Below are 14995 nucleotides of genomic sequence, written 5' to 3'. Positions count from 1 at the left end.
TTCCAGATCAGTGCCATGCAGCCGCCCGCCATTCTGATCATCGATCTGGAAGTTCGTCCGCCACCGGACGGGGCGGCAGCCACCGATACCCCCAACCCGTCGGCAGGTGCGGTGAACAGCAGCGCCCATGAAGCCCTCCCGCACGGCAACGCCGGAAATGCACAGGCAGCCAGCAGTGGCCGCACCGGTGCCCCTGCACACCCCGAAGAACGCACCAGCACGGCCAGCCGCCTCACCTCCCTGCTGGGCGCAGGCCGGGAACGGCTGGCCGCCCTGCTGGGAAGCAGCCCTGGCACCCCCGGGGGCAGCCATACCCACGCAGGCAGAAAGCCTCTTTCCCTCGACACCGACCGGGGCCGCCTGCGGCAGATCGGTGCCTTTCGACCCGATACCGGCGAGCGTTTCGAGAGCCCCCGCTTTCGCAAGGCGGCCGACCTGCAGGCTGCGCTGGCCGAACTGGAAAGGCTGACCCTGGGCGCCACCCATGTGATGGGTCACAACCTCGTCGCCCATGATCTGCCCATCCTGCAGCAGGCCGCGCCCTGGCTGGGCCTGCACCGCCTGCCGGTCATCGACACGCTGCGCCTCTCGCCCATCGCCTTTCCGCAGAATCCCTACCACCGGCTGATCAAGAACCACAAGCTCATCTCGTCTGCGCAGAATTCGCCCCTGGCCGACTGCCTGGCCTGCTGGACCCTCTTCCAGGACCAGTGCGTGGCCCTGCAGACGCTGAAGGACCAGGCACCGCAGGAGGCAGCCGTTTGCGAACACCTGTTCGGCCCGCTGCCGGGGCTGATACAGCCAGTGACGCCCCAGGGCACCGACGGGGGCAGAAAGCTGGCCCCCGCCGTGCTGCACCAGGCCATTCGGCAGATGCTGCACGAGGACGCAGGCGATACCGCCCTGAAAGTCTGCCGCACACGCCTGCAGCAGCTGCTCGACCACGATCTGGCCGACCCTGCCCTGCAGCTTCCCATCGTCTATGTGCTGTCGTGGCTGAGGGTTGCGGGCGGCAATTCGGTCCTGGCGCCCTGGGTGCGACAGCAGTTCCCGGATACGGCACGGTTGATCCGCGAACTGCGTGACGTGCCCTGCACCGATCCTCTCTGCACCTATTGCCGCAACACGCTGGACGCCACCGTGCAGCTGCAGCGGTACTTTCACCCCATCACATCCTTTCGCGCTGTCGCGGGTGTGCCCGGCGGTCAGCAGGCCATCGTCGAGGCCGGCATGCGTGGCGAGAGCCTGCTGGCCGTGCTGCCCACCGGGGGTGGCAAATCGCTGTGCTTCCAGCTGCCGGCGCTCAACCGGTATTACCGCAATGGCGGGCTGACCGTGGTGGTCTCACCGCTACAGTCGCTGATGATGGACCAGGTGCGCAATCTGGAAAAACGCGGCATCAGCGGCGTGGCCACACTCAACGGCATGCTGGACGTGGTGGCACGCGCCGACATTCTGGACAGGGTGGCGCTGGGCGACATCGGCATCCTGTTCGTGGCGCCCGAGCAGTTTCGCAACACCAGCTTCATCCGCGCCATCGAAAACCGCCAGGTCAATGGCTGGGTATTCGACGAGGCCCACTGCCTGTCCAAATGGGGGCACGATTTCCGGCCCGATTACCTGTATGCCGCGCAGTTCATCAAAACGCACCGTGCGGCCGAACATGCCCCGGTCAGCTGCTTTACCGCCACCGGCAAGCCGGATGTACTGGATGAGATCCGCCAGCATTTCCGCGAGGAACTGGGTGTTGAACTCACCACTTTCATCGGCACGAACACCCGCGACAACCTGGCCTACGAGGTACTGGAAACCCCGCGGGAACAGAAGAACCTGCGCATCAGCGAACTGCTGCATCATGCGCTGGACCATGACCCGGGCGGCGCCGTGGTGTTCGTGGCCAGCCGGCGCGGCGCCGAAAAAACCGCCGAATTCCTGAAACAGCAGGGCTGGGCCTGCGAGCATTTTCATGCGGGGCTGCCTGCCAACGAAAAGGCCGAGGTGCAGGAGCGTTTCATCACGGGGGGCGAAAACGGCCTGCGCGTGATCGTGGCCACCAACGCCTTCGGCATGGGTGTGGACAAACCGGATGTACGGCTGGTGGTGCATGCCGAAATTCCCGGGTCGCTGGAAAACTACCTGCAGGAAGCCGGTCGTGCCGGCCGTGACCAGCAGAACGCCCGCTGCGTGCTGCTCTACGACGGGCAGGACATCGACACGCAGTTCGGCCTGGGCAAAAGCTCGCAGCTGGAATGGCGCGATCTGAAGATGGTCTGGAAGCGGCTCGTGCAGCTGCAGCCATCCAGAAAGACCGGCCATGCCAGCCGGGGAACCCCCACCGGTTCCACAACTGGAAACCCGGCAGGGGCAGGCGCGCAGACGGGAAGAACCACCCGCACACGGACCGGCACCAGCACCAGTACCGGCACGGAAGCGGGTTCGGGTTCGGGTTCGGGTTCGGGTTCGGGTTCGGGTTCGGGTTCGGGTTCGGGTTCGGGTTCGGGTTCGGGAGGCACACCGTACAGCGAAGACACCATGCTGGTGGTCACAGGCGGAGAAATCCTGCGCGACACCGAAGCATCGATGAGCTTCGACAGTGACGATGCCGGCGCCGACACAAAAGTCAAGACCGCCCTGGCCTGGCTGGCCCGCGACGGGTTTCTGGTACGAACCGAAAACCAGACGCGCATCTTTCCGGCCCGGTCGGGCAGCCTGACCGATGAACAGGCCCTGAAAAGACTCGAACAGGCCAACCTGCCACCACGCAAGCGGCAGATGTTCCAGACACTCATCGAGATCATCTTCAACGCATCGGACGACCGTCCGGTCAGCACCGATGATCTGGAGCGCGCCACTGCCTGCAGCTTCACCGAGCTGCGCGGCATGCTGAAGGAACTGGAAGAACTGGGCATTCTGGTCAACGACACGCGCATGACGGTGAACCTGCGCACCGACCATGTTCGTCCCGCCGAGAAAACGCTGCGCACCGTGCTGGCCATCGAGGAACGGCTCTGGCAGATCCTGCACGACGAAATTCCCGACGCCGACCAGCGCGTGTGGCAGAACGTGTCACTGACGGCACTGTGCAGCACGCTGCGCAGCCGGCTGGCGTCGGCGCACGCGCAACCGGACGGCCATGCGTCGGCCCGCCACGACGCCAGCGAACCAGCATCGGCCGCGTCCCGTACGCCGGGCAACCCGCTCCCGTCGGCACCTCTGCCTGTCACCACGGCCGGGGACAGCGGCGGTGGCGCCATGCTGTCTTCGCTGCTCCCGGCCAGCCTGAAAGCGCTGCTCTTTTCGCTGTCGCATGACCGTGCCGCCGAAAAATCGCACAGCAGCGGCAGCTTCGAAATTCAGGACATGGGCAACGACCTGCTGCGCATGCGTTTCAAAAACAGCGCCGACAACTGGGACGATCTGCAGAACCGCGCCGCCCTGCGACGGCAACTGTGCGGCGTCATCCTGCCTTTTCTGGTGGGCAAAACAGGGGGCGTGCGCAGCAAGGACGCCGTAGCCGAAACCAGTTTTGGCGAACTGAAGGATCTGCTCGAAGAACACGATGCCCTGACCGGCCAGATTCCGGAGAACAACCGGGAGCCCCTGCTGAAGCAGGCGCTGCTGTTCATGCACAAACAGGAGGTGATCCGGCTCAACCACGGCATGACCATTCTGCGCCATGCCATGACCATCCGGCTCGATCCCGATGTCCTGGCCAGCAAACGGCAATACCGGAAGGCCGACTACAGGCCCCTGCAGATTTTCTACAACGAAAAATGCTTTCAGGTGCACGTGATGCAGGAATACGCCATCAAGGCCCTGAAGGAGAACATCCAGACCGCCCAGGCCCTGGTGAACGATTATTTTCACGAACCGGCAGGCACCTTCAAACAGCGGTGGTTCCGCGGCCGCTTTGCCGAGCTGGAAGAGGCCGTCTCTCCCGACACCTACCGGCGCATCACCGGCGGTCTGAACGACGCCCAGCGGGCCATCGTGACCGACAAGAGCGGCACCAACCGGCTGGTGCTGGCCGGCCCGGGCTCGGGCAAGACGCGCGTGATCGTGCACCGGGTGGGTTTTCTGCTGCGGGTCATGCACGAAGATCCGGCCTCGATCATCGTGCTGACCTTCAACCGGCATGCGGCCGTGGAGGTGAAACACCGCCTGCACCAGCTGGTCGGCGACATTGCGCGCCGGGTGACCGTCCTGACCTACGACAGCATGGCCATGCGGCTGCTGGGGGTACGCTTCGACAGCCTGCCCGACGGAACGGAACCCGGCAACGGCGCACCAGAGCCGCCGCTTCCGGCACGGGTTCAGTCATACCCCGCGCAGGACCATTCCCGCCCGATGCAGGGCAGGCTGCTGAGCGCAACGCAGGAAGACGGCGCGGGCGCAAACCGGGGACGACGAGCCGAAGCACTTCAGCCCAGCCCGTTCGAGATCTGGTGCCAGCAGGCCGCCGACATGCTGTCGGCCGGCGAGGCCACCCAGGGCGAGGAAGACGATACGCGCGACCGGCTGCTGGCCGGTTTCCGGTGGATTCTGGTGGACGAATACCAGGACATCTCCGGGCCACACTATGCCCTGGTTTCGGCCCTGGCCGGCCGGCAGCTGGCCGATGACGACAGCAAACTGACCCTGCTGGCCGTGGGAGACGATGACCAGAACATCTACGCCTTCCGCCAGACCAGCAACGAGTACATCCAGCGCTTCCAGCAGGACTACGGGGTGAAAAAGCCCGATTACCTGACCTGGAACTACCGCAGTACCGGCGCCATCATCGCCGCGGCCAACGCGGTCATCGAGGGCCAGCCAGGCCGGATGAAGGCTGATCAGCCCATCACCATCGATCCGGAGCGGGCCGATGAACCCATGGGTGGTGCCTGGACGCAGATCGATCCCGAAAGGCAGGGACGCGTGCGGGTGCTGCAGGCCACCACCCTGAAAGATGACTCGCCCCGGCAGCGGACCGTCGCCGACAACCTGCAGGCGCAGGCCGTGATAGCCGAGATGAAACGGCTGAAGGCGCTGCGGCCCGAGGCCGGCTGGCGGGATTTTGCCGTCCTCGCCCACCACAACCGCAGCCTGCAGCCACTGCAGGCATGGTGCGAACAGCACGGAGTTCCGTACGCCCTGTCGCGCGAGAAGCACGCACGCATCCGCATCACTCACCTGCGGCCCTTCGTGCGGCTGGTGGATGCGCTGGAGAAGCTGCAGCAGGCATCAGTGACTCCGGAACACTTCACCAGCGGCCCCCTGCTGACAGCGGAGGATTTCGCCCGTCTGGTGGAACGGCAGGATGTGGACGAACGCTGGCAACGCTATTTCCGCGTGATGCTGCGCGACTTTCTGATGGAACACGGAGATTCCCGGGAAGCGGCAGACGACCCGTCACAGACCCTACGCTACACCCCGCATCACCTGCGCCAGTGGCTGTACGCACATGCCGGTGAACTGGAAGAGCTGCGGGCCGACGGGCTGTTTCTGGGTACCGTCCATGCCGCCAAGGGGCTGGAGTTCCGGCACGTGTTCGTGCTCGATGGTGGCTGGGAAGCGCCGGAACCCGACAGACAGCGCCTGTACTACGTGGCGATGACCCGGGCCATCGAAACGCTGACACTGTGCCATGATTCGCCGCAGCACGCGTGGATCGGGCGGCTCGACGGCCTGCAGAGCGACCGGCCCGACACCCGGCAGCAGGGCAGAGACCGGCGTGAGAAACGGAATACTGCGCATCCAGACCAGCCGCAGACCGCAGATGTGCCCCTGGTCGAACGGGTCATGCAGCAACATGCGGTACAGCCCGCCCTGGATACGCAGTACCGGATGCTGGGGCTGAAGGAACTGGACATCGGGTTTGCCGGCCGGGATGCACCGTCGGGGCAACTATCCGGTACGGCATACCCGGCAGCTTCGGAACCACCTCCTGGCGCAGGCGCTTCACGTTCCCCCGGCAGGCTCAGCGACCGCGCCCTGCGCCGGCTGAAGGTGCTGGCACAGCTGCGCCCCGGAGATCCGCTTCAGATGCGACCGTCACGGGACGGAAAACGGTACGAGTTCCTGCATGAAAACGTGGTGGTCAGCCGCTCTGTAACGCTCGACCGGCTGGACCTGCCCTGCCCGCTGCCTGCCGGCGCCCGGGCCGTGGTGGCCGAGCTGTATGTACGCTACCGCGCGCAGGTCGATCCGCAGTGGCTGCACCTGCATCCGGAGAAGCTGGACAAATGGACGGTGGTGGTGCCGCGGATCACGATTCCGGCCGGCCCCGAGACGATCGATGACAGACGCGCCGAGACAGGGATGTGACCATGTGGCATAGGCCAGACGGCCTATGCCGCATGGCCAGCCTGACCACTCCCCCACCGACAACCCCTTGACGGCCTGCTGAAATGCCCGGGTGTTCCGCAACGCCCCCCACCCCGGGGATTTCCCATGAGCCCCCATGCCGATCCGCGCCGCCGCCCCCGACAGCCCCATCCCGGCTCCGGTCCGGGCAGCAGCACCAGCCATCCACCCCAGGCCAGTCCCGGTTCACCCCCTCGGCCCGGCCTGCCCCGCAGCCTTGCCAGACGAGTTTATCGTCGCCGGTATCGCCCCGCCCCACGCACCAGCCACGACCAGAACTTCAAGGACCTGATCCTCGACTACCCGCAGGCCGCCCTTGCCTTCTTCGCCGCCGAGGAAGGCATCACACTGTACGACGAAATCGACATCACCTTCATCCGGCAGGAGCCGCCCCGGCGCCGGCTGCGCGACCGCGCCCTGATCCTCGACACGCCGATGCGCGTACACTGGCGCAACGGCGAACGCGAAGATGCCATCTTCCTCTTCGAGGAAGAGTCCGTCACCCGGCACTTCAACATCGCACGCATGAACCGCTACACGGCCACGGTCATCCACACCCAGAAGACCTGCCATGTCTACCCTGTCGGAATCTTCCTGCGCCGTGGCACAATCGAAGAACGGCTCATCGTCGAAGGCCGGCACCGCCGCTACCAGGACTTCACCTTCCTGCCCTGCCGGCTGGCCGAGATGCAGGCAGCCGACTTCGCCGACAGCCCCAACATCGTGGCCCGCATCACCTCGGTCTGCATGGCCCGGCCGGCAGACAGCCCGTCCCGGGTCCGCGTCTACGGCCAGGCCGTGAAAGGGCTGCTGACGCTGGAGCGCAATCCCGACCTGCGGCAGAAATACCTGGACTTCATCGAAACCTACCTCACACTGACCGCCGAAGAGTGGCGGCTCTACGAACAGCTCTACCCCACGGAGAACAGAAAGATGGGCGCATTCACGCAACGCTGGCTGGAACAGGGCCGGCAGGAAGGCATTCGGCAAGGAGTCCAGCAGGGTATCCTGCAGGGCAGGGAGAGTGGTCTGAAAGAAGGCCGCGAGGAAGGTATTCAGCTGGGTGCCGAGCATACCCAACGCAGGGTGCTGACCAAGCTGCTGGTCAGCCGCTTCGGCCCTCTGGATACAGCCACTGAACGGCGACTGCAACAGGCCAGCCTGGAACAGATGGACCACTGGACCGATCAGGCGCTCACGGTGCAGACACTGAACGAGGTCTTCCGCCTGCAATAGCGCCCCACCTTCGCCACCGGCACGACAGGCGTTACCATCACGCCATCCCGAACCGGTGACCCGTGCCGGGCAAATCATGGCCGGGCCGTACAGACCCGCACCGGAGAACTTGCGCGCGCCATGCCCGGGCACGCCGGACATGATCCCGCGGCGTCCGTACAACGCACGAACCATGCCACCGGCCCCCTCCCTCAACGGGCATCCGCTTCGGGTGCCCTTTCTTTTTACGCAGGACTGCATCTCTCATGGCTGCTGAAGCTTCTTCGTCCGACCTGATCCAGGTCGTTTCCCTGCTGGGGGCCGCAGTGGTGGCCGTTCCGCTCTTCAAGCGGCTGGGGCTGGGCTCGGTACTGGGCTATCTGGCAGCCGGGCTGGCCATCGGGCCCTACGGGCTGGGGCTGGTCACGGACTCCCATTCGATCATCCACATAGCCGAGTTCGGGGTGGTGATGTTCCTGTTCGTGATCGGGCTGGAAATGAAGCCCTCGCACCTCTGGGGGCTGCGGCGGCAGATCTTCGGACTGGGCAGCATGCAGGTGGTGATCTGCTCGATCCTGCTGACCTTCGTGGGCATGGCCTTCGGGGCACCCTGGCAAGTGGCATTCGTCTGCGCCACGGGCTTCGTGCTGACCTCGACGGCCATCGTGATGCAGGTGCTGGGCGAGCGGCAGGAGCTGGCCTCGCGACGTGGGCAGCAGATCGTGTCGATCCTGCTGTTCGAGGATCTGCTGATCGTGCCGCTGCTGGCCATCGTGTCGTTCCTGGCGCCGACGGTGCCGGGGGCCGATGAGGCGGCGGCGCATGGGTCTTCGGTCTGGAAGAGCATCGGCGTGGCGCTGGGCAGCCTGGGTGCGCTGGTGGCGGCTGGTCTGTGGCTGCTGAACCCGCTTTTCCGGGTACTGGCAGCCAGCAAGGCCCGTGAGGTGATGACGGCCGCGGCGCTGCTGGTGGTACTGGGCGCGGGGCTGCTGATGGAGATGGGTGGGCTGTCGATGGCCATGGGTGCCTTCGTGGCCGGGGTGCTGCTGTCCGAATCCAGCTTCCGGCACCAGCTGGAAGCCGACATCGAGCCGTTCCGCGGACTGCTGCTGGGGCTCTTCTTCCTCGGCGTGGGCATGGCGCTGGACCTGAAGGTGGTGGCCGAAAGCTGGGGGGTGATCCTGGCCGGCGTGGTGGCGCTGATGGTGGTGAAGGCGCTGTGCGTCTACGGCGTGGCCCGTCTGGCCCGCAGCAGCCACGCCGATGCCATGGACCGTGCACTCCTGATGGCCCAGGGTGGCGAGTTTGCATTCGTGCTGTATTCGGCAGCGGCCAGTGCCGGTGTGATCGATGCCCGCACCAATGCCAACATGACGGCCATCGTGGTGCTGTCGATGGCCATCACACCACTGCTGCTGATCCTGTACCAGCGCTTCGGCAAACCGGCCGCAGCCGAACCACGCGAGGCCGATCCCATCGAGGAACAGCACCCCATTCTGGTGATCGGCATGGGCCGGATGGGGCAGATCATCAACACGATGCTGCAGATGTGCGGCCACACCTCCACCGTGATCGACCTGGACCCGGAGGCCGTGGAAGGCGTGACCCGCTACGGAACCAAGACCCACTTCGGCGACGCCACACGCCCGGAACTGCTGCTGACGGCCGGCATCGAAAAAGCCTGCCTGCTGGTGGTGGCGGTGGATGACAGAAAGGCAGCGCTCTCCATCGTGCGCTTCGCACGGGAGGTCAATCTCGACATCCAGATCGTGGCCCGTTCCTTCGACCGGCTGCACACCTTCGACATGTACAGTGCGGGAGCCGACGAGATCGTCCGCGAGACCTTCGATGCGGCGCTGCGGATGGGCAAGCGTTCGCTGGAGAAGCTGGGCATGCCGCATGAGACGGCCGAAGAGGTGGGCAAACTGTTCTACCGGCACGACCGTCACGGCATGATCGAACAGGCCCGGCTGTACGACCCGTCGCTGGGCACCTACCGCAACGACGCGATGGTGGAACGGGTGCTGGCCACGCGCGAGGAAACCCGCCAGGCCATCGAGGCGCTGCTGCGCGGCGAGAAGGAAGAATGGGCGTATGGAGACGACTGAGCCGACCCGCGCCAACCGGTCCGTCACACCCCGAAGGGTATGCAGGCCCCACCGGTTCATGAAATGCCGCCTCGGCATGGTCCCTGCCGCCTGAACCGCCATGTCCCGCACCGAACGCCTGCTGGCCCTGATGCAGCAGCTGCGAACCGGCCGGCGGCCCCGGCAGGCCCACGAGCTGGCGCAGGCGCTGGGCGTGAGCCTGCGCACGCTGTATCGCGACATCGATCTGCTGCGCGCCCAGGGGGCCGATATCCGCGGCGAGGCAGGCGTGGGCTATGTGCTGAAAAAGGGCGCCCCCACCCTGCCCCCACTGATGTTCGCCGAAGGCGAGATCGAGGCGCTGGTGCTCGGACTGCGCTGGGTGGTGCAGCAGCCGGACCCGGCACTGGTCGCCAGTGCCCGCTCGGTACTGGCCAAGGTGGAGGCCGTCCTGCCGGCACAGCTGGTGCCAATGATGGAAGATCAGGCACTGTATCCGGTCCGTGGCCGCGTGTCCGGCGAGCCCTCTGCCTCTGTCCCTGATGCTGCTTCTGCCTCTGACACTGCCCTGGCCCCTGACGCAGCCTCTGCGTCTGCTGCCGCATCCGTCCCTGTCCCTTGTTCTGCCCCTGCATCTGCCTCCACCCCTGCGCCTGATTCTGTCCCTGCACCTGCCTCTACTCTTGCGTCTGACTCTGTCCCTGCACCTGCATCCGTCCCCGTCCCGGCTTGTGCTCCGGTCTCCGTCGCTGCCTCTGTTTCGTGCGCTATCCCGGTCCCCGTCCCTGCTGCGCCCGCATCCGCTACCGTAGCCGATACGTCACCCGCGCCTTGCGGAAACGTACGGTCGCCAGCCCGCACAGCATGGGAAAGCCACGAGGAAATCATCCTGCCCCTGATACGGCAGGCGCTGCGCGAGAACCGCCAGCTGCAGATGGACTATGCCGATGCCCAGGGACAGGACACGCGACGCACGATCTGGCCGGTTGCACTGGGCTACCTCCAGTCAACACGCCTGCTGGCCGCCTGGTGCACCCTGCGGGCCGATTTCCGGCATTTCCGTACCGACCGGATCCGGCACGCATGGCTGGGGGATCCGTGTCCCAGGCCGCGCCGGCAGCTGGAGGCAGCGTGGCTGCAGGCCACCGGCATCCGTCTGGACCAGTTCCACGACCGGGACTGACACGGGGCATGGCCTGATCCATCTGTCTGTGCGGACCGCATGTCCGGGAAACCAGCATCGAGGAGCCGGGCGACACAATCAACTACCCTGTGCGGACCGCATGCACGGAGAACCGGCTTGCCCGACGGCCCATGAACAGCCAGTCAGGCTGTTCGCCCCATGCACACGGAAAACGGGTTAATGGTGACTTCGTACGACGTGGCGCGCACCTGTTCGCCCCGTGCACACGGAAAACGGTTGCGCATGACCCAGCATGCAGCCTGCGACGGCACAGCCTCCGCCCGGACACGCTGCTGACAGAAACTGTCAGTGGTGCAGCGTACAGTTCTCCGCATCCCGTTTCACGCAACCACCACAGGAGTGCTGCCATGTCTGCCCCGTACACGTTCTATACCAACCCCCAGTCCCGCGGCAAGTGGATCCGCTGGGTGCTGGAGGAATGCGGTGCCACCTATGACGTCGTGCCCGTTGCCTACGCCGACCCGCAGGTGCCAGCCGGAACGCTGACCACCCGTTCGGCAGAATTTCTGGCCATCAACCCGATGGGCAAGCTGCCGGCCCTGAAGGCAGGCGACACGGTACTGACCGAGACGCTGGCCATCGGCGTCTGGCTCGCCGAGCAGTTCCCGGAAAAACACCTGACTCCGGCCGCCGGTTCGCCGGAACGCGGCGAGTTCTACCGCTGGATGTGCTTCTCGCTGCATCTGGAGTACGCCATTTTTGACCGCGTAGCCGAGGTGCCATCCAGCGAGGCCCGCCGCAAGGGGATCGGCTACGGCGATTTCGACACGGCCTTCAACACACTGCGCGCGCACCTGAAAGACCGCGAATACATGGTGGGCAACCAGCTGACGATTCTGGACCTCTATTACGCCATGCTGCTGGCACGGTTCACGAAGTTTCAGCCGGTGCTGCCCGCCGATGATCCGGTGCTGGTGCCCTACATGGAGCGCTTCATGGCCCTGCCCTCGTTCGCCCGTGCGATGCAGCTCGACGAGGTGCTGGCGCAGCAGATGGGGGCATAATCCGCAGGATGAATACGTCCAGCGCCTCTGCCCCCAGCTTCTCCCTGCGCCCCCTCCTGTTTGCCTACATGTGCGGCACCATGGCAATGATGGCCTTCGTGGCCGTCATCGGCCCGCTGTCGCGGCATCTGGGGCTGCTGCCCTGGCAGGCCGGTCTGGCGGTGACGGCAGGGGGCCTTCTGTGGATGGTGGCTGCCCCCATCTGGGGGCGGCTCAGCGACCAGCACGGTCGCCGGCGCATCCTGGTGACCGGGTTTGCAGGCTTTTTCATCAGTTACCTGGGCATGGGTATCGGGCTGATCGCAGCCATGCACGTACCCATGGCCAGCTGGCTGGTCTTTGCCGGACTGGTGGCCACACGGGGCGCAGTGGGCGGTTTCTACGCCGCCGCCCCCACGGCCAGCCAGGCACTGATCGCCGACAACCTGCCGCCCGAGCGCCGCGTGAACGCCTTGGCCTCGCTCGGCATGGCCAACGGCGTGGGCCTGGTGCTGGGACCGGCACTGGCTGGCCAGCTGGCCTGGTTCGGACTGGAAGCCCCACTCTATCTCACCACGCTGCTGCCCCTGCTGGGGCTGGTCGCGCTGTGGAAGTACCTGCCCGATGCACCGCCGCCGGCCGGCGGACGCCGGGGAGGCCGCAGCCTGCTGACCGACCCACGTCTGCGCCGCCCCATGCTCACGGCCTTCACGGCCCTGTTCACCGTATCGGCCAGCCAGATCGCCGTGGGATTTTTCGTGATCGACCAGCTGGGCATGAGCCCGGAGGCTGGCGCCCGAACCGCCGGCAATGCGCTGGGCATGGTCGGCATTGCGCTGATCCTGAGCCAGCTGGTGGTGCGCAGGCTGACACTCAGGCCCATCCCCATGATCCGCATCGGCATGGGCGTGGCTGGTCTGGGCTTCGTGTCGGTCATGCTGGTCACACAGAGCTGGATGCTGATGGCCAGCTACTTCGTGGCGGCATCCGGCATGGGCTTCGTGTTCCCGGCCTTCTCGGCACTGGCCGCCAATTCGGTGCAGCCCAATGAACAGGGCGCCGCAGCAGGCGCGGTGGGAGCCGCACAGGGACTGGGCACGGTACTCGGACCGCTGGCCGGCGCGATGCTGCTGCAGCTCACGCCGGGCCTGCCCTATGCGGTCTCGGGCGTGCTGCTGGCGATGGTGGCGATCTGGGTGGGGCTGGGGCACCCGACGGACAACGGGCAGCGCCCGGACAGAGCGCCCGGCCCGGACAGCGCTTCGAACTGACGCCGCACCTGGCCGGAACATCAGGCCCCACTGGGCTGCAGGCTGCACCAGGCATACAGCCGAACCTGCAGGCCCTGTCCGCAATCACAGTACACCATAACTTGCACATTCACCGGCAAAGGCGAAGAATGAAGGGACAAAGCCTTGCAAAACCGAGAGGTCGGCGCCTCTCTTCCGGGAAGTTATGTGCAGGCATGCAGCCCCCTGTCCCGCCCTGCGCGTGAAGGCTGCGCTGTCTGCCCATGACAGCCATGTCTCCGGAGGGAGCGCCAAGCCCTCCTTCAGGAGACATCCATGCTCGCCTCCCTGCGCAACCGGGAAAGCTACCCGTTCTGGTTCGAGATCGCGCCGCTGATGCTGACCACCATCATCCTGATGGTGCAGTTCTTCATCTTCAGCGATTACACGCCCCACATCCCGCTGGTGATCGGCATCTGCATCACCGGGGCCTTCATGTCGCTCAAGGGCCGCAAATGGATCGACATGGAACACAACATGTACCGGGTGATGAAGGTGGCCCTGCCCACCATGATCATCATCATGTGCGTGGGCATGGTGATTGCCAGCTGGATTGCCTCCGGCACGGTGCCCACCATCCTGGATGCCGGCCTGGGCATCATGAGCCCGCGGATCTTCCTGCCCGCCGCCTGCATTCTGGCCACGGTGGTGTCGCTGGCCACCGGAACCTCCTGGGGAACGGTGGGGACGGTCGGTCTGGCCATCATGGGGATCGGCCAGGCCCTGGGCGTGCCGGAATACTGGACGGCCGGCGCCGTGGTGTCGGGGGCATTCTTCGGCGACAAGATGTCACCACTCTCGGACACCACCAACCTGACACCGGCCGTGGTGGAGACCGACCTGTGGAGCCACATCCGCTCGATGCTCTCCAACACCATTCCGGCCTACGCGCTGACGCTAATCATCTACACACTGGTGGGCTGGAACTACGCCGATGGTGACCCCGAAAGCCTGCAGCTGCGCGAGTCGCTGCAGAGCACCGTGCAGGCCAGCTTCCAGCTGGGCTGGATCACGCTGATTCCGCCGGTGGTGGTGATCTACATGGGCTTTCGCAACTACTCGGTGATGGGTACCCTGTGCACGGGCGTATTTCTGGGCGCGCTGATCGCCGTGTTCTACCAGGGCAACGCCCTCAGCCAGATGTCGGGCATCCTGATGAATGGCTACACCGCCCACACCGGCGTGGAATACGTGGACAAGCTGCTGACCAAGGGCGGCATCCTGAACATGGGCTGGGTGATCAGCATGATGTTCCTGTCGCTGGCCTTCGTGGGGGCGCTGGAAGCCTATGGCACCTTCCGGGCGCTGCTGCTCAAGATCAATACCATCGTCAGCTCGCGCTTCTCTCTGGTTGCAACCTCGGCCCTGTCGGTGCTGACGGTGGGCATGGTGGCCGGCGAGATCTACACCTCGCTGGTGCTGCCCGGCCGGCTGATGAAGGGCAAGTATGCCGAAATGGGCTATGACCGCTCGATCCTGTCGCGCACCATCGAGGACTGGGGCACGCTGGTCTCACCGCTCATTCCGTGGAACAACGGTGGCGCCTTCGTGACCAGCACGCTGGGCATCAGTACCTTCATCTACGCGCCCTTTGCGGTGTTCTGCTGGCTGTCGCCGCTGATCGGGCTGATCTATGCGGCGCTGGGCTGGTTCACCCCGCTGGACCCGAAAGGCCCGCAGAAGGTGCCCGACGAGGAGATGGAAGAGATCGCCGACGACGTGGGCGAATACATGGTCTGAGCCTCCCCACTCTGCCAGCGGCAACGCCCGGCCATGCCCCTTTTCCAGGTGGCGAGGCCGGGCGTCGTGCCGTTCCGGGGTGTGCTGCAGGCTGGCGTCATCACGGCCCGGGGAGCATGGCACCATGCATCC

Annotated in this window: 7 protein-coding genes; all 7 read left to right on the top strand. The window is 65.6% G+C overall.

Features of this window, described 5'->3' with window-relative positions; genetic code table 11:
* Nucleotides 1–15 precede the first annotated feature (15 nt).
* Nucleotides 16–6306, top strand: coding sequence for a RecQ family ATP-dependent DNA helicase (locus EHV23_RS15685; RefSeq protein WP_203229023.1), 6291 nt, complete (start codon nt 16–18; stop codon nt 6304–6306).
* A 126-nt stretch (nt 6307–6432) separates the two neighbouring features.
* Nucleotides 6433–7581: an RpnC/YadD family protein gene (locus EHV23_RS14795; RefSeq protein WP_125096738.1), complete on the top strand. Its 1149-nt coding sequence runs from the start codon at nt 6433–6435 to the stop codon at nt 7579–7581.
* Nucleotides 7582–7826: 245 nt separating this feature from the next.
* Nucleotides 7827–9668: a monovalent cation:proton antiporter-2 (CPA2) family protein gene (locus EHV23_RS14790; RefSeq protein ID WP_125096737.1), complete on the top strand. Its 1842-nt coding sequence runs from the start codon at nt 7827–7829 to the stop codon at nt 9666–9668.
* A gap of 100 nt (nt 9669–9768) precedes the next feature.
* Entirely contained in the window at nt 9769–10830 is a 1062-nt protein-coding gene (locus EHV23_RS16440) for a helix-turn-helix transcriptional regulator (protein ID WP_125096736.1), read from the top strand.
* Nucleotides 10831–11198: 368 nt separating this feature from the next.
* A complete protein-coding gene (locus tag EHV23_RS14780) occupies nt 11199–11855 on the top strand; it encodes a glutathione S-transferase family protein (protein WP_203229022.1) in 657 nt (218 codons plus the stop codon).
* An 8-nt stretch (nt 11856–11863) separates the two neighbouring features.
* Nucleotides 11864–13105 carry an MFS transporter gene (locus EHV23_RS14775; protein WP_125096734.1) on the top strand — a complete coding sequence of 414 codons (1242 nt, stop codon included), beginning with the start codon at nt 11864–11866 and terminating at the stop codon, nt 13103–13105.
* A gap of 294 nt (nt 13106–13399) precedes the next feature.
* A complete protein-coding gene (nhaC, locus tag EHV23_RS14770; protein WP_125096733.1) occupies nt 13400–14863 on the top strand; it encodes a Na+/H+ antiporter NhaC in 1464 nt (487 codons plus the stop codon).
* Nucleotides 14864–14995: the final 132 nt, after the last annotated feature.

Source organism: Lautropia dentalis, assembly GCF_003892345.1.
In the GTDB taxonomy this organism is placed as follows: Bacteria; Pseudomonadota; Gammaproteobacteria; order Burkholderiales; family Burkholderiaceae_E; genus Lautropia; species Lautropia dentalis.
The sequence above is the reverse complement of the archived record's forward strand: the minus strand, read 5'-3'. Positions and strand labels throughout refer to the sequence as shown.

What these genes read in the sequence shown, in the direction of transcription:
- nhaC (WP_125096733.1), top strand. Translation starts at nt 13,400, where the DNA reads ATGCTCGCCTCCCTGCGCAACCGGGAAAGCTACCCGTTCTGGTTCGAG.
- EHV23_RS14790 (WP_125096737.1), top strand. Translation starts at nt 7,827, where the DNA reads ATGGCTGCTGAAGCTTCTTCGTCCGACCTGATCCAGGTCGTTTCCCTG.
- EHV23_RS14780 (WP_203229022.1), top strand. Translation starts at nt 11,199, where the DNA reads ATGTCTGCCCCGTACACGTTCTATACCAACCCCCAGTCCCGCGGCAAG.
- EHV23_RS14795 (WP_125096738.1), top strand. Translation starts at nt 6,433, where the DNA reads ATGAGCCCCCATGCCGATCCGCGCCGCCGCCCCCGACAGCCCCATCCC.
- EHV23_RS16440 (WP_125096736.1), top strand. Translation starts at nt 9,769, where the DNA reads ATGTCCCGCACCGAACGCCTGCTGGCCCTGATGCAGCAGCTGCGAACC.
- EHV23_RS15685 (WP_203229023.1), top strand. Translation starts at nt 16, where the DNA reads ATGCAGCCGCCCGCCATTCTGATCATCGATCTGGAAGTTCGTCCGCCA.
- EHV23_RS14775 (WP_125096734.1), top strand. Translation starts at nt 11,864, where the DNA reads ATGAATACGTCCAGCGCCTCTGCCCCCAGCTTCTCCCTGCGCCCCCTC.